Origin of the sequence: Streptomyces sp. NPDC059851 (assembly GCF_042732005.1) — a bacterium.
Classification (GTDB): domain Bacteria; phylum Actinomycetota; class Actinomycetes; order Streptomycetales; family Streptomycetaceae; genus Streptomyces.
Genome location: NZ_JBHWJJ010000116.1, coordinates 13,309 through 27,921, shown reverse-complemented (window position 1 = coordinate 27,921; position 14,613 = coordinate 13,309). Strand labels below are relative to the sequence as shown.

Here is a 14,613-nt window from a genome sequence, read left to right as displayed (position 1 = left end):
ACCCGCTGACGCGGGTCGCGCGCGGCACGGCCGCCCACCCGGCCCGCTCTCGGCTCCGCCACCGCGGGCCGGCCAGCGACCAGGCCGCGCAGAAACAGCGCAGCGTTGCGCCGGTAGCGAGGAGAAGCCGCACGCGCCCGCCCGGCGAGCGCCAGGCCGACGGCGAGGCGGCGGCGGGGAGTTGGCCGGGGGCAGGCCCGGAGGTGGGGTCGGTCGGCTCCGTGGGCTTTACCCACCTCCCCGGGCCGGGGCCCGCGTCGGGCAAGGCCAGGGGGCCACTCGTTCAAATTCCGGGCAGGATCACGACCTGCCCGAGTTGCCGGGCCAGCGTACGGCCCCCTGACCATGCCCGACCCCAACCCGAGCAGGACACCGGCCAAAGCCCACTCCACCGCCCTCACGCGCGCAGCCGTCTGACGGCAACGCCGACGGCAACAGGGGCGCACAGCAGGGCACTTCCACGCACACCCGCGGACTGGCCGAATCGCGCTGACCTGCGAAATTGCAGATGACGCCACCCCAGCGCGCACACGTACTATGTGCTGGCAGGCGCCACCCCGGTCCTCGTTCACAACTGTGGACGGAACCAGGACGGGTATCTGTATCGCGGTCTTGCCGAGGGGCACAACCGCTACGATGCCGCTGCTGAAGGCCGTTCGGTTCCCGTCGGAGGCAACAGGACCATCGAACAGCACTCGGGTGCAAACCAGACAGACAGCAACTTCACGTCGTGGACGGATGACCCCGAAACCGCCGCGGAGTCTGCCCAAACTCTGGGCGAGAAGTGGGTTGGCAGGGGTGTGATGCTGCGCATCAGGGTGGCAGGCATCGATCCCGCCATCGGGCCGTCGAGGAATATTCAGATCCACGACACGCCATATGAAAACTGGGGTGAAGACGAGCATCTCATTGTCGGTGAAATCTTGGCCGACGAGATCAGCTTCGACCTCGGCGAGACCTGGTCAACCGTCAGGCGGCGATGAGATGAACGAGGTATCCGCGAGTGAACTGCTCGCTGCGTGGGAGTCCGGATCCGAGGTAAGTATTCAGGCTAAAAATGCACTGCTTTCTGGAGCACCTTTCAATGTCTGGCTCGACCCCGTTCTGGCGCCGATGCTTCGGGGCACCCTGCGTCGCAGGGTGACAGCCACGCAACGGCGCGGCAGGTCGGTCGTCGGGGCCACGGAATGCCTTTCGAGTCTTGCCGAAATGGGAGAGCGGGGCCTTCTTGTGGGCTACGTGGACGACCGTGAGCGAGCGGGATACTACTTTCAGCTCTACCTCGATCCGCATCCGCTCAAAGTGATCGGATGCGTCAGGGTCGGCATCTCCCCGGGGGATGACCCCGTCACTGGTTCCACATAAAAACCCAGCGGCCCCACCGGATCTCTTTCTGGTGGGGCCGCTGGGTTTTTTGACGGTTGACGGCGGACCCGCACCTCGCCGCCCCCGCCAGGGGGCACCAGCACACGTACTATGTGCTGGCAGGCGCCACCCCGGTCCTGGTACACAATTGTGGTGGTACCGCTACCGTGTTCTTCGATCCCGATGTTCCGCCTACTGGACACGCCGTGATTCGAATTGACATGGCAGACGGTCGATCGCGGCTCACTGAACAGTTTATCCACGGGCCTCCCACCAGGCAGGGGGGACTTAACGGCCGTGCGACCACGGGCGCGATCGCGATCGCTGATGATCTTGGGCCTAACGCGAGGTCGCTCACTTTCGACCTCCCCGACGCAGAAGCGGCCTACAAGGCTCTGAGGGGGACCATAGGTGCGGACCTTTCCGGGTACGACGGGTTTGATAATAGCTGCGTGACCTATTGTGTCGACATCCTGCGGGCTGGCGGGGTCAATCTCCCTGAAGGGCGTCGCGGGATGGCCGTGCTACGAGGAAGGATGAACAGAGGGTGAGTCAAGTGGGCGGCCCGTCGCAGTACACCAGAGTATTGGCGGAGATTATTGTCAGCCCGATCGTTGGTGGATTGCACCTTCGTCGAGTTGGTGAACTTCTCGTTGCGCGCGAAGAGCTTAACGAGCGATTCTTGGATCGAGGTAAGCGGAAATTTTCGGATTCCGAGTTCGACGAAATGATCGTTCGGTCGTCAGAACTTGATGACGAATACGTCCGTGTGTGGCGATCTTGCCAAGAAGGAACTCGTGAATGGCGTCACTCTGAAGGATTGCCGTCGTTGGCTCTCGCGTTGAAGCAAGCCGCCGATTACTACCGTGGTGTTGCATCAGCCGCCTGATGCTGAACAGGAATGGAAATCGAGCGGCCCCACCAGATTTTATTCTGGTGGGGCCGCTTGCGTGCGCTGGGGGCGCCTGACGGCAGTAGTTGACGGCAACGTCAGCAGACGGGCGCTGCACAGAGCGGCGGTTCGCCGCGGTCGTCGGGCTGGTTAGTGGCCTCATCGGAGCGCTGGAGGGCGCGGCCGAGGAGGTCGATGGCGTCGCGCTGGAGCCGGAGTCGGACGTGGGCGTAGACGGTGGCGGTGACGCCGATGTGGGCGTGGCCGAGGAGTTCCTTGATCACAACAAGTTCGACGCCCTGTTCGAGGAGCAGGGTGGCGGTGGAGTGCGGAGGTCGTGGAAGCGGATGCGGCGGACGTCGGCACGGCTTAGGAGCGTGGTGAAGGGTCGTGTGAGGTTGGCCGGGTCGAGCGGTCTTCCCTGGGGTGTGGTGAATACGCGCCCGCTGTGCTGCCACGTGGTGCCTGCGGCCTCTCGCTCGCGCTGCTGCTGTTCTCGATGGAGCTTCGCTGTCTGGACGCAACGAGTGGGGAGGACGATCCGGCGCTCGGCGGCCCGCGTCTTGGTAGGCAGTGTGGTGAGCCCGTCGGCCCTGCTGCGCTGCAAGGTTCGGCGAATGGAAGCCGTGCCTGCGTCGAGGTCGAGGTCTTCCCAGTGGAGGCCGAGGAGTTCGCCCTTGCGGAGGCCGGTGTGCAGGGCGAGTTCGAATAGGGCGTACAGCGGGTGGCCTTGTGCGGTGGTGAGGAACCGGCGGGCTTCGTCGGCGGTGAGAGGTTCGAAGCGTCGGGGCCGTGGGGTGCCGGTGCGGACGTTGCGGGCGACGTTGCGCGTGATCTCCTCCTCGCGGACGGCGTGCTCCAGGACGGACTTGAGCACGGAGTGGATGTAGATGAGCGTCAGTGGGGAGAGCAGCTTGTGGCAGCACTGGCCGGCGGCGCAGCAGCGGGGCTGGTCGCGCCGGGCGTCGATGCCGCGTGTGCAGCACTGGCAGGTGGTGCGGAGCTGGTTGAGCCAGGTACGGACGTCCTTGGCGCTGAGCTTGGCCAGCTTCTTCTTGCCGAGGCCGGGGATCAGGTACCGGTGGACGCAGGCGGTGTAGCGGGTGTGCGTGTTCTCGCGGAGGTGGTGGACGGCGACGTTCTCCAGCCAGTACGTCAGGTACGCGGCCACGCTGCCCTGCGCGGAGGGGATGGGGAGGCCGCGGTTGCTGTTGGCGATCTTCTCGGTGAGCTTGGCCAGCGCTTCCTTGCGGGTGGTGCCGTAGACGCGGATGCGCTTGCGGGTGTTGCCGGGGGCGAGGACGTATCCGGCGGCTTCCCAGCGGCCGTCCTTGCGTTGGTAGACGGTTCCGTCGCCGTTGGCCCGGGTGCGGCGGGAGGGGGTGCTGTCTCGGGGTGTGGTCATCAGGCGGCGGCTTCCTGGTCGAGGCGGGTGCGGATGAAGTCGGTGAGGGCGTGGGTGGGGATGCGGCGGGCGCGGCCGAGGGTGATCGAGGCGAGTTGTCGGGTGCGGAGCAGGTCGTAGACGGCGGAGCGGCCGAGTTGGAGGCGGGCCATGACCTGGGGAACCGTCAGCAGTTCATTCGGCGTGCTCAGCCCCTGGTGAGGTGCGGCGGGCGCATGCGCGGTCATCAGCAGCCCCCTTCCGCGATGAACTGCCGTGCGAGTTCTCTGCGATGCCAGACAGCAGCGGCGAGGAGCGCGGCGCCGGGGCTGTAGCCGGTGCCGAGATAGGCCCAGTGGCCGACGACGAGGGTGGTGTCCTGGTCGGGCTCGGGCAGGCCGGCGTGGACGCGGGCCTGTTCGGTGCGCCAGGCGCGGCGGGCGGCGCGCAGGGCGCCGAGGGTGGTGGAGTAGCGGCGGGACTTGGTCGAGAAGTGGCCCCGAAAGCCGAGCATGTGAGCCCACTTCCAGAGCTTGAGGGCAGCGAACTCGGGCAGCCTGCCCAGCTCCCAGCAGGTGCGGATCATCTGCCGCACGTGACGTGCGACGGCGAGGCGGGGCAGGGGACGGGCCTGTCCGGTGCCGTCGCAGGCGGTGCAGGGGAGCGGGGTTCCGTGGGGCAGGAGGGTGGCGCCGCGCCCCTGACAGGGACGACAGAACAGGGCGCGGTCGAGGGCGCCGGAGGCGTCAGCGGACTTGGTGGCGTACTTCGCCACGTAGGCGGCCACCGCCTGATCGGTGAATTCGGCGTCAGCGCCGAAGGCGGCGATCTCACGTACGTCGAGCTGCTGGCCCCAGCCGAGTTCACGTTCCCGTACCGCGTCCGACTCGACCGTGACGCGGGCCCGTGCGGCGGCGGCGCGGACGGCGTCGGTGAGCACGGCGACGGTGGCGTACGGCGGCGGGGCCTGACTGGTTCCGTCTGGGCCGTCGAGGCGGATCACGGCGTGGAAGTGGACCAGGCCGCGCCGCTGGTACTCGGCGACCTTGGCGAAGGAGACACGCAGGACCGCGTGGGCGGCCTTCTGGGTCATGCCAAGCCGGGCGGCGATCTCGCGGCGCAGATAGGTGGTGAAGCGGGCCCACAAGACTCCGGCGTGGGCGTTGAACAGGACCGCGCCCGCGTAGTCGTACGTCGCCGGATTCAGCGGCGTCCCGAGCAGGGCGTCCGTGGGTTCGTGCAGCTTGCGGCAGCGGCAGGGCCGGATGTCGCCGTCGTGGGTGGTGGGGCGGTTGTGGACGGGGCCGAAGGACGGTGCGGTGAGGGTGACGAAGGCGCGGGGGTGGGTGCGGACGGTGTCAGGCACGGTCTTCCCGCCGGTCAGGCCGGCGCGGATGAGGTGGTAGGTGTCGGCGGCGTAGAGGCGGAGCAGGCCGGGCACCGGGAAGCACGGCGGTTGCCACAAGCGGTGAGCAGGCTGCCCGTGGGCTCCTCGGAGGCGCTGTAGGCGCGTAGCACCTCGCCGGTGGTGGTGTCGATGGTGGTGGTCTGTCCGGTCAGGCGGACGGGTTCGGTGCAGCCGCCGAGGCGTTCGATCTGCTGCTGTGCGCGGTCGAAGTCGGGGTGATTGACGAGGTGGAGCAGGTCCCGCACGGCGGGGCTTGCCACGTGGAGCAGGTCCAGGGTGACCATTCGGGGCGTGTCCCTTCTGTCCGGATGGGCCCCGAGCAGCAACCAGTTGGGCACGAAGGAGCGTTGGTGCTGCTCGGGGCATGACGAACCAGGCCCATCGGGTGGGCGTGGATTTCCGGGAAAGGTGATCCGGCCGGTGGCCGGGGCCGCTCAGAGCTGATGACCCTCGTGGCGGTCAGTACGGTTCCTGACGTTGAGTCTGTCGATTCGCAGCCAGGATTCCAGAGCGGGCAGAACGTAGCCCTGACTCTCGTCCAGGATCCCGTATATGCGGACGTGTCTGACGAGCTGTGGGATGAGAACGCAAACTTCATTGCTCATGCTCGTCAGGACATTCCGCGTCTCGTCGCTGAAATTAGGCGCCTTCGGGACTTGCTCAACTGTAAGAATGGCTGAGGCGGTAAGGGTGAGACTCCTAGGTCGCTGAATTGTAATGGAAGCTATCCAACTGTGCGCGGGCGCAACTCCGGGCCTCGTCCGCGATTGCGAGCGTGGCTACGTCGGTGGTTTCCGGGTACGTGGTCGGGCGCGGGAGGGCATTAGAGGAGGTCCGGCTTCCAGAGGGTGCGGTCGGGGTAGACGTGGGCGGTCGGGGAGAGTTCGTAGGAGCCGGCGGTGGCGTTGGCCGGGATCACCCAGCCGACGCCCTGGTACGCGAACGGGACCTGCTCGCGGGAGACGGAGCATCGTCCGGGGTCCGTGATGACGGTCTTGCCCGCCGGGACGTCCACCGGCTGTGCGTTCGGCGCCATCGGGCACGGGTGGAACACCTTGGCCCGCACGTATTGCACGCGGACGCGCACGCGGGCCGTGGTCGCCCGGTCGGCCTGGTTGGTGAGTTTGACCGCGAACGAGATGCGGTCCGCTTCGACCCGGGTGCAGACCCGCCACACCACGGCCTCCGGGCCGGGGAGCGGTTCGCCGCAGCGGCTGTCCGGGCCGAGGGTGTCCTTTTCCAGCCCGGGCCGTTCGAGGGCGGGGCCACTTTCGTCCGTGCCCGTGGGTGTGTGTACCGCTGCTGGGGTTGCTGCCGCTCCGGGGGTTCCGGGGTGTGCCGTTCGGCCGGGGCCCAGGTAGGTGAGGCCTGCTGCCACGATCACGACCCCGACCACGCTCACGGCTGCTGCCGCGGCCCGTCGGGTCGTGAGGGGTCGGAGGGTCCACCGCCGCCCGGGTGCGGGTGCGGGTGGCGGTGTGGGCGCGGAGTCGTTGTTGGGTTCGGGTGTGTCGTCCGCCGCCGGCCGGGTCGGCTGGGGCGGGGGCGACGTGTCGGCGCGGGGCGGGCGGAGGTGCTCCTCCGTGCGCTTGCGCCAGTCCCTCGGGTGGAGTTCCTCCAACTGCCGCTGGAGGTGGTCGATACGGTCCGCCAGGCGGGCCAGGTGTGCGGCCGGTGCGGCTTCCAGGTCCAGTTCCCGGACGATCGCCCGGGTGGTGCCTGCTCCGGGCAGTCCTGCGCCGCTCAGCCAGATCTGCTCCCGCCCCCGCAGCCATAAGGACACCTTCGGCGGTGGTGTGCCCAGCCGCCGCGCGAGCCAGTTCTGGTAGCGGCCTCGTCCGGCGAGTGCCTGCCTGACCGCCGTCGACCACTCGTCCAGTGCGTCGCCGAAGGCCTCGGCCAGCTCGATGAAGGACGGACGAGCACTCCCCAACGCGACCACACCCCTGCCGAATGTTTCACCAAGCCACTGAAACCGCAGGTCAGGGTGGTGGAAGGGAGGGTGCAGCATTGCACCGCCCGCCATGCCCCGCCCGACCCCGGACCCGCGGACATTCTCGTTCTCGGCGGTGCGGAAGGCGCACCGCTCAGGCCGGGGTTCACCCCGGAGAGGAGAGAAACCGTGATCCGATCACTCAACCGAGCGCGCCGCCGCACCGGTTTCGTGGCTCCGCTGCTCACCGCCGTGCTGCTCGGTGCTGCCGCCCCGGCCGTGGTGCCTGCGGGGCAGGCGCAGGCTGCGTCGGCCGCCGGCGGGCGGGTCTGCTTGTTCCGGGACGCGGAAGGCGCACGGGGCGCCGGGCACGTCGCCTGGGCGGTCCGCGACCCGAAGAACACCCGGCACTGGATCTGGGGCGCGACCGAGAACGCCGAGGGCGACTCTTACACCGAGGCCGGCAAGCCGAACGGCAGCTGGATCGCCGGCGGTACGTGGGAGGCGCTCCGCAAGAGCCTCAAGCCGGACGGCGGGCAGAAGAAGGGCTTCTACGACGCCTACCGGTGCGCCAACACGTCCGGTGGCGACCTGAGGGCCGCGCAGCGGACGTACGAGAACATGAAGAACAACGGCTACCACGTCACGCACAACAACTGCCTCACCAAGGCCGTCGCGATCTTCCGCAAGTACAGTCCGGCCCTCAGCAGCGCCCACCTGCCGGACGGTGGGGCGACCCCGCCCAACCGGTACTTCGGGGCGGTGCTGAACGACGCCCGGGGCTGGGAGAAGGCCCACGCGTACACGCCCGCCGCGAACCGGAAGTGAAGGGGGGACCGGCATGTGCCAGCGGTGCAAGGGAGACGGTAAGTGCACCACCTGCGGGGGCTCCGGGTTCCGGGGTTGGAGCGGGGCGAAGTGCGACAGCTGTCGGGGGAGCGGCGACTGCAAGGCGTGTGACGGCCGCGGCTGACCGGGCCTGATCCTTCGGGGTGGCGGGCGCGCCCGCCACCCCTCCTCCTCAGGGCCGCTCCGCGGGGCCCGCCCGCCTCCGCCCCGCCCCGCCCCGGTCCTGACCGAGCCGAGCCGAGCCGAGCCGATCCGATCCGATCCGATCCGAGCCGATCCGTATGCGAGACACGAGGAGTTGTGGGATGCCCAACTGGATGATCATCGTGGAAGAGACGTTCACCCCCGACGAAGCCGTCGGCACGCAGCAGCAGGCCACGTTCGTCAAAACCCTGTCGGGGAACCGGACCCGGGAGGAGGCCCAGGTCGAGCTGTGGAGGACGGCCAAGTCCCGCACGCCCGAGACCTGGAAGAGCAGTGGCCGGGTGATCGGGCGCGACATCGACGGCTCGTTCTGGGTGCTGCCGAAGAACGACCGCCCCAAGGCCTCCTGCCGTCTCAGCCTGGTCGAGCAGATATAGCAGATGGAGCAGATATGGGCGTGACGTGTGCGGTCCGCCCCGCCGACGGCCGGGGCGGACCGCACAGCGCGTTCACAGGGTCCGGGCGAAGTGGGCGGCCACGGTGTCGACGGCAGTGGTGACGTGGGGCTCCGTGTCGTAGAAGTCGAACTGGGTGCCCTGCGTCCACAGGATGTCCTTGGGGCCGGCGAGGCCGGCGTGGAAGCGGCGGGCGCCTTCGGGGACCGCCGCGTCCTCGCTGTGCACCAGCAGGGTGGGCTGGTGGATGCGGGGGGCGAGGGCGATGGCGTCGTAGGTGAGCCAGTCCGCCCAGGACATGACGGCGAAGCGGTTGGGCCAGGCGGGGATGCCGCCGCGGGCTGGGTTGAGGTAGAAGTCGATGTCGTACGGCATGGCGGCGCGTGGGTCCGTGGGTGAGACGACCGGCACGTACTCGACCTCGCCGGTGTCGTCGTAGCGGGAGCGTGCCTCGCGCCCGGTCTTGATCCGTTCGGCGACGGCCTCCGCCCCGCCGTAGGCGTCCTCGCAGACCGCGGCGTCGTGCAGCCACGGCGCCACGAGGGCCAGTGAGCGGACGCGGGGGTCCTGGGCGGCGTTGTCGGACATGTACATTGCGGCCGCGCAGATGCCGAGGGCGCCCAGCCGGTCGCCGTCGACGGCGGGGTGGTCGGCCAGGAAGGTGACCGCGTGGTGGATGTCGCGGACCTTGAGGGCCGGGTCCTCCACGTCCCGGGGTTCGCCCTCCGACTCGCCGAAGCCGGTGAAGTCGAAGGACAGGGCGGCGTAGCCGTGGGCCGCGAGCCGCTCGGCGTACCGGTCGGCCATCAGCTCCTTGACGCTGGTCCAGGTGCCGGCGACCACGATTCCGGGGAGCGGACCGGTGTCGTCCGGGCCGTCCGGGCCGTCCGGGCCGTCAGGCAGGAAGAGGTTGCCGGTCAGGGTAAGGCCTTCGCTGTCGAAGGTGACCTTGCTCGTGCGTGTCATGTGTTCTCCAGCGTGGGTGTCGGTGCCGTTGTTCCTCATCGGTCCCCGTCGCTCCAGACAGCGGTCATGACCACACCGGTGATGCGCCATCCGTTGTCGGTGCGGGCGAGGTCGAAGTCGTAGGTGCCGCCCAGCGTCCACAGCGAGCCGTCGGTCTTGAGGTGGGTGGCCTGGAAGTCGGCCGTACACACCGCGGTGTCGCCGTCCACGGTGACCAGGTGGTTGGTGAGGAGGTGCTGGGTGGCGGCGTAGACGCCGAGGCCGTTCTTCCAGCCCTCGGTGATCTGCGCGGGCGGGAGGGTGACGGGCTCTCCGCCGTTGAGGCTGGTGTAGTCCAGGGTCGCCGTGTCGGCGAACACCCCGGCCAGTCCCTCCCAGTCGCGCTGGTCGGCGTACCGGGCCATGCGGGTGCAGCTGTCGATGACGTCCAGTCGGTCCACGGTGATCTCCCTGTTGAGGTCGGACCCCTTGAGGATGCCCCCTGATGTTCGGTTACGGCTCGGCGCGCCGGACGGGGCCGCTCGGTGTGCGTCTGACGCGGTCGGGGCCCATGCCCTACTTCCGCTCTCGCGGCTCGGGTTCCGGCTAAGGCTGTGGGCTCGGGCCCGCGCCCAGTGCGCGGTGTACCAGCAGCGGCCGTGGCTCACCCGGCTACCCGTCACCGGACCGCCCAGCGGCCCCCACCAGATCGTCTGGATGGAAACCGCGTTGGCGGTCCTCGCCCGCACACCTCTCGACTGGGCACACAAGATCGGCGCCCTGTCGCTGATCGGCGGCTACGTGGTCCAAGCCGTACGGCAGGACCACGAGCTCGCCCGCAGCCGGGCCGAGGATCAGGGCCGGGCCCACGCCGAACGCGCGTGGAGCCGCGCCCTGGCGGACCTCGTAGCCCGAACGCTTCCCGGAGACGGCCCGCCCGTTCGCCTCGACACTGTTCGAAGCACGACCGGCGAGCAAGCCCGAGGCCGCGGTCTGCGACGCCGATTTCTCGATCGGCCTCGAACTGGTCCTCGACGGCATCGCGGCCCGGATCGAACGACCCGCCCCCGCCCAGGGCCCCGCCCCCGCCCCCGCCCCCTGACGGCCTCTCCCGGCCGCCCCGGGCACGTTGTCCGAGGGACGTCTTAGGGTCAGCACATGAGCGATGCGCCGTCTGTCCCCTCCCTCCTCCCCCTGTACGCCTTCGGAACGTGGGAGCCGCTGTTGCGCGCATGGGCGCACGGGGCCGGAGCCCAGCCGGGCGACGGGGACGGGGACAGGGCCGGGGCCGTGCACCTGGCCGGAGCCATAGGACGGGACCGGTGGACGTCGTCCACCGGGGCCCGCCCGCGCGGGCGGGCTTCGGCTGCGGAGCGCAAGGCCGTCGAGCTCGTGCGCGGCGCCCTCACGGCGGCCGGCGTCGAGTCCGTCACGTTCTCCGCCCGGATCACCCCGTCGGGCGAGGCACGGCTGCGGGTGATGGGCCCCAGTCCCGCCGTCGAGTCCGGCCCGGTGGGCGACGGAACGTTGCTGCTGGTCGAGGGGGCCGTGCCCGAGCCCTGGCGGCGGCTGCCCGAGCCGAACACGGCCGCACGGCCCGCCCCGTCGGCGGATCCGGCGGCCCTGGAGCGGCTGCTGCGCGAGCGGCTTCCCGGCGCCGTCGGCGCCGGCGACGAGGAGATCGCCGCCGCCGAGGCTCGACTCGGGGTGACGCTCCCCGACGAGCTGAAGGCCCTCTACCGCGTCGTGCCGGCCCGGTGGGACGACTGGCAGGGCGACGACTACGAGGCACGGGACGTGGTGGACGAAACCGTCGGCTGCGAACTCTTCGCACTGGACGGCCTGTACGTCGCCGATGCGGCGTCCCGCCCGGCCCCCTGGAGGTTCGCGGCCTGCGAGGCCGTCGTGACCCTGCCCGGCGACGCCGTCCAGTGCCTCGTCGGCTCCCCCGGCTGGATCGTGTTCGGTGACAACGGCGGCGGCGACCGGCTCGCGGTCGACTTGACCCCGGGGCCCGCCGGCCACGTCGGACAGCTCGTGCTGCTGGGGCACGAGTCGTACATCGGAGCCGAGCTGATCGCCGATTCGCTCACCGACCTCGTGCGCAGACGGGAGCCGCGCACGCGGAAGACCCGTCGGCGGGACGAGCGGAGGGCCGTGGCCCACGTCAACGTGGCGCACCTGCAGAGCATCGAGGCCGCCGCGCACCCGGAACTGGAGGTGCTCTGCGTCGGGGTGTGGGAGGACCAGCCGGTCGATCTCACCCCCGCGGTCGGTCTCCCACGCCTGCGCACCCTCACCGCCTACCCCGGCACCCTCGCCGATCCCCGACAGATCGGCCGGCTCACCGGGCTGGAGTACCTCGAACTCGGGCCGCAGGAATGGCGGACCCTGCTGGACGCGGACGCCGTTCCGCGTGGCCTTACGGCCGCCGGCATCACCACGCACGGCTTGCGCGATTACGGGCAGCTGGTGGACCTCTCCAACGAGATCCTGGCCCTGTACGGGCGCCCGCCGATCGTCCGGACCGTCATCACCGGTGATCTCGGACCCTTGCCGTTCGCCTGATCGGCCGCGGTGGCGCTCGTGACCACGCTCCTTTCCCCGTGGGACCGTCAGCTGGCGGCCGGCGGGCCGGGCGGGAAGGGGATCTCGCGGAGCAGCGGCAGCAGCGCCTCCTCCTCGTAGTCGAGGTGGGCGTTCAGCTCCTGCGACATCCGGGCCAGCTCCTTGCGGAAGAGCTCCGGGTCTGCGCCGGCGATGTCGGCGAGCAGCCCGCTGAGCTCCTTCTGGAGCCGTGACACCGTGACGTGTTCGGTCCGCAGCCGGTCGAAGACGTCCTTCAGGTGCGGGTGCGCAGCCTCCATGGCGGGGAACACGTGGGCGTCCTCGCCGACGTGGTGGAACTCCAGCGTCTGGCAGAAAGCCAGGCAGTGCTGGCGGATCTGCAGCCCCAGCCCCGGTGCCGGCGGGGCGCCCCCGTCCGCGTGGGCGGGCAGCGACGCGAAGTACGCGTCGACCTCGGCGGTGACGTGCCGAAGCTGCCCCCGCAGCCACACGTGCACCTCGACGAGCTTGTCGGCCAGGCTGCGCACCTGGGCCGGCCCCTCACCCGGTGCCGGATCGCTCTTCTCCAGCACCACCACGGGCAGGATCCGCGGGGTGTTCTGCTGGTACTCGCCGTAGCCCGGCTCCATGCTCACCACGTGCTCGAACAGGCTGTCCCGGCGCTCGCCCTCGGCCGGCACGGCGACCGCCTCGAAGCGCTCGGTGCCGACCTCCACCTGGACCAGGGGGTTCGCGAGGACGTTGTGGTACCAGTCGGGGTGCTTGGGCCCGCCCATGTTGGAGCCGACCACCAGCAGCTGATCGCCGTGGCGCACGTAGCCGAGCGGAACGGTGCGTTCTACGCCGGACCTGGCGCCCGTCGTGGTCAGCAGCAGCAGGTCGCCGCCCTCGAAGTAGCCGCCGACCTTTCCCTGGTTGGCGCGGAACTCGTCGATGACGGACTGGTTGAAGGACATGCGGGTCGGTCTCCCTCGATCGTGGGCGGCGCAGAGCAGCGCGGGGCTGGGCGGGGCGTGCGATGGCTGGAAGGGGAAAGCGGGAAGGGAAAGGCGGAAAGGGGAAAGGGAAAGGGGAAAGGGAAAGGGAAAGGGGAAAGGGAAAGGGGAAAGGGCGAGCAAAGGGACGCGTGCGACGTGTGCGGCGTCGGCCCGAGGCGGCGCCTACGGAACGAGGCCCGCGGCGGCCCGGCCGGGCGGCAGCACGGAAACAGGAAGCCGCGCACGGCGGGAAGGCGTCCCGAAGGCGCCGCAGTGGAATCAGGCAGTGCCTGTGAGGAGAGAACGCATGAGACGGTCCTCGATGTCAGGTGGTCGCCCGATCGCCGGCCGGCCCAGTTCTCTTTGGCCGGCGCCACGCGCCACGGGAGCCATTAGTACGACCGCCCCGGGATCTTGTCAACGCCGCCCCAGCCGCTCTCCGGCGGGATTCGATCGGTCCTCCGGCGGATCCCCTGACCCCGCCCCGGGCGGGCAGGCGCACGTACGAGGCACACCAGCGGGGGGTCGGGACGCACCGCGCGGCCATGGCGCGGCGGCGGTTCCCCGCACCGGCACGGTGGTCGGCGGCACCGCGCTCCCCTGCGTGATCGGCGGTGGTCCGGCGGTCGCGGCCGTGCGGTAGCGCCGGGCCGTATGGCCGGATGTGGTCCCTCTGCCGAACTGCTCCACTACGCCGTCGGCCTCCGGGTGGACGAGCGGGAGCGCGTGTTCGTAGCCGGCAGTCGGCCGGGGGCTCCTTCAGCGGGCAGCCCTTCGGGCGGCGGCTCGGCCCGCCCGCGCAGCGAACTCCCGGCGGGCGGCACCGTGGCGATCCCGCGTCCGGGCGGGCGGCACCGTGGCGATCCCGCGTCCGGGCGGGCGGCACCGTGGCGATCCCGCGTCCGGGCGGGCGGGGAGTGGGAACAGCGGGGCTGTCCGTCGCAGCCGGGCTTCCGTCGGCGACGACCAGCGGCTGCGCGACCAGCGGCTGTGCGAGAGCCCTCAGGCGATGCGGGCTTCCAGGCCGCTCAGGAGGGAGTCCAGGCCGAAGGCGAAGGTGTCCTCGGGGGCTTCGTTGTACTCCGCGGCCCGGGTGTCGAAGCGGCTCTGCAGCCGCGGCAGCCCGCTCGCGGCCTCGACCGCCTTGGCCATGGTCTCCTGGAGGACCTCCTCCGGGTCGCGGCCGTCGCGGCTGATCTTCCGGCTGAGGGAGGCGGTGGCGGAGGCGCCCAGCGCGTTGCCGAGCACGTACGTGAACACGCTCGCCGCGGCCCGGTCGGCCGCCGGCCCGCTGAAGCCGCCCGCCTCGAACACGGCCAGGATGTGGTCGTCGTGGCGCGCTTTGCGGGGACCGTAGAAGAGGTGGTAGCCGAAGGCTTGCACGAGCCACGGGTGCCGGGTGAGCATCGCGTGCAGGCTGAGGGCCATCCGGGTCGCCGCCGTGCGCCAGTCGACCGCGTCCAGGTCGGGCAGCTCGATCTCGTCCCACACCTGGTCGCCGACCAGCAACACGAGGTCGTCCTTGTTCTTGACGTGCCAGTAGACCGCCGTCGCCGCGGCACCGAGCCGTTTGCCGAGGCTGCGCATGTTGAGGCCTTCCAGCCCTTCCTCGTCGAGCAGCTCGATAGCGGTCCGGATGATCTGGTCCTTGGTCAGGGTTTCGCGCGCCATGGGCTCACGATAGGCAACGGAA

Annotated in this window: 12 protein-coding genes and 2 pseudogenes; 6 read left to right on the top strand and 8 right to left on the bottom strand. The window is 70.1% G+C overall.

The window, feature by feature from the left end:
* The first annotated feature begins 539 nt into the window (after positions 1-539).
* Complete coding sequence (locus ACFV7Q_RS29695) at positions 540-983, top strand: hypothetical protein (protein ID WP_385432994.1); 444 nt, start codon at positions 540-542, stop codon at positions 981-983.
* Positions 984-1,912: 929 nt separating this feature from the next.
* On the top strand, positions 1,913-2,254 hold the full coding sequence (locus ACFV7Q_RS29690) for a hypothetical protein (RefSeq protein WP_385432992.1): 342 nt from the start codon (positions 1,913-1,915) through the stop codon (positions 2,252-2,254).
* A gap of 101 nt (positions 2,255-2,355) precedes the next feature.
* Here ACFV7Q_RS29690 and ACFV7Q_RS29685 read toward each other — a convergent pair.
* The 4 genes and pseudogenes from ACFV7Q_RS29685 to ACFV7Q_RS29670 all read right to left on the bottom strand — a co-directional run bounded on the left by ACFV7Q_RS29685 (position 2,356) and on the right by ACFV7Q_RS29670 (position 6,982).
* Positions 2,356-3,662 (bottom strand): annotated as a pseudogene (locus ACFV7Q_RS29685) (tyrosine-type recombinase/integrase).
* Positions 3,662-3,889: a helix-turn-helix domain-containing protein gene (locus tag ACFV7Q_RS29680; protein WP_385432990.1), complete on the bottom strand. Its 228-nt coding sequence runs from the start codon at positions 3,887-3,889 to the stop codon at positions 3,662-3,664. Before ACFV7Q_RS29680 ends, ACFV7Q_RS29685 begins: the two are co-directional and overlap by 1 nt.
* Positions 3,889-5,333 (bottom strand): annotated as a pseudogene (locus ACFV7Q_RS29675) (replication initiator). The gene ACFV7Q_RS29680 and the pseudogene ACFV7Q_RS29675 overlap by 1 nt, the downstream one beginning before the upstream one ends.
* 539 nt (positions 5,334-5,872) lie before the next feature.
* Entirely contained in the window at positions 5,873-6,982 is a 1,110-nt protein-coding gene (locus tag ACFV7Q_RS29670; RefSeq protein WP_385432988.1) for a hypothetical protein, read from the bottom strand.
* Between the two features lie 189 nt (positions 6,983-7,171).
* On the opposite strand from ACFV7Q_RS29670, the gene ACFV7Q_RS29665 reads away from it, so the two are divergent.
* Positions 7,172-7,810, top strand: coding sequence for a Tat pathway signal protein (locus ACFV7Q_RS29665; protein WP_385432987.1), 639 nt, complete (start codon positions 7,172-7,174; stop codon positions 7,808-7,810).
* Positions 7,811-8,136: 326 nt separating this feature from the next.
* Complete coding sequence (locus ACFV7Q_RS29660; protein WP_385432985.1) at positions 8,137-8,412, top strand: hypothetical protein; 276 nt, start codon at positions 8,137-8,139, stop codon at positions 8,410-8,412.
* A 72-nt stretch (positions 8,413-8,484) separates the two neighbouring features.
* Here the strand turns inward: ACFV7Q_RS29660 and ACFV7Q_RS29655 are convergent, their stop codons facing one another.
* Both ACFV7Q_RS29655 and ACFV7Q_RS29650 read right to left on the bottom strand, forming a co-directional pair.
* Positions 8,485-9,396, bottom strand: coding sequence for an alpha/beta hydrolase (locus ACFV7Q_RS29655; protein WP_385432983.1), 912 nt, complete (start codon positions 9,394-9,396; stop codon positions 8,485-8,487).
* Positions 9,397-9,431: 35 nt separating this feature from the next.
* The gene (locus tag ACFV7Q_RS29650) at positions 9,432-9,836 is read right to left on the bottom strand and encodes a nuclear transport factor 2 family protein (protein ID WP_385432981.1); all 405 of its coding nucleotides are present in this window, start codon (positions 9,834-9,836) and stop codon (positions 9,432-9,434) included.
* Between ACFV7Q_RS29650 and ACFV7Q_RS29645 the strand changes: the two genes are divergently transcribed.
* Positions 9,799-10,524, top strand: coding sequence for a TetR/AcrR family transcriptional regulator C-terminal domain-containing protein (locus ACFV7Q_RS29645; protein ID WP_385432979.1), 726 nt, complete (start codon positions 9,799-9,801; stop codon positions 10,522-10,524). The two genes, ACFV7Q_RS29650 and ACFV7Q_RS29645, sit on opposite strands and share 38 nt — an antisense overlap.
* Positions 10,525-10,533: 9 nt before the next feature.
* Complete coding sequence (locus ACFV7Q_RS29640; RefSeq protein ID WP_385432977.1) at positions 10,534-11,943, top strand: SMI1/KNR4 family protein; 1,410 nt, start codon at positions 10,534-10,536, stop codon at positions 11,941-11,943.
* A gap of 47 nt (positions 11,944-11,990) precedes the next feature.
* On the opposite strand, the gene ACFV7Q_RS29635 is transcribed toward ACFV7Q_RS29640, so the two are convergent.
* Both ACFV7Q_RS29635 and ACFV7Q_RS29630 read right to left on the bottom strand, forming a co-directional pair.
* A complete protein-coding gene (locus ACFV7Q_RS29635) occupies positions 11,991-12,899 on the bottom strand; it encodes a nitroreductase/quinone reductase family protein (RefSeq protein WP_385432976.1) in 909 nt (302 codons plus the stop codon).
* 1,023 nt (positions 12,900-13,922) lie between these two features.
* On the bottom strand, positions 13,923-14,591 hold the full coding sequence (locus ACFV7Q_RS29630) for a TetR/AcrR family transcriptional regulator (protein ID WP_385432974.1): 669 nt from the start codon (positions 14,589-14,591) through the stop codon (positions 13,923-13,925).
* Positions 14,592-14,613 lie beyond the last annotated feature (22 nt).

Excerpts from the sequence above, each read along its gene's own strand:
- ACFV7Q_RS29680 (WP_385432990.1), bottom strand. The coding sequence starts at position 3,889 with ATGACCGCGCATGCGCCCGCCGCACCTCACCAGGGGCTGAGCACGCCG.
- ACFV7Q_RS29660 (WP_385432985.1), top strand. The coding sequence starts at position 8,137 with ATGCCCAACTGGATGATCATCGTGGAAGAGACGTTCACCCCCGACGAA.
- ACFV7Q_RS29655 (WP_385432983.1), bottom strand. The coding sequence starts at position 9,396 with ATGACACGCACGAGCAAGGTCACCTTCGACAGCGAAGGCCTTACCCTG.
- ACFV7Q_RS29645 (WP_385432979.1), top strand. The coding sequence starts at position 9,799 with ATGCGGGTGCAGCTGTCGATGACGTCCAGTCGGTCCACGGTGATCTCC.
- ACFV7Q_RS29640 (WP_385432977.1), top strand. The coding sequence starts at position 10,534 with ATGAGCGATGCGCCGTCTGTCCCCTCCCTCCTCCCCCTGTACGCCTTC.
- ACFV7Q_RS29635 (WP_385432976.1), bottom strand. The coding sequence starts at position 12,899 with ATGTCCTTCAACCAGTCCGTCATCGACGAGTTCCGCGCCAACCAGGGA.
- ACFV7Q_RS29630 (WP_385432974.1), bottom strand. The coding sequence starts at position 14,591 with ATGGCGCGCGAAACCCTGACCAAGGACCAGATCATCCGGACCGCTATC.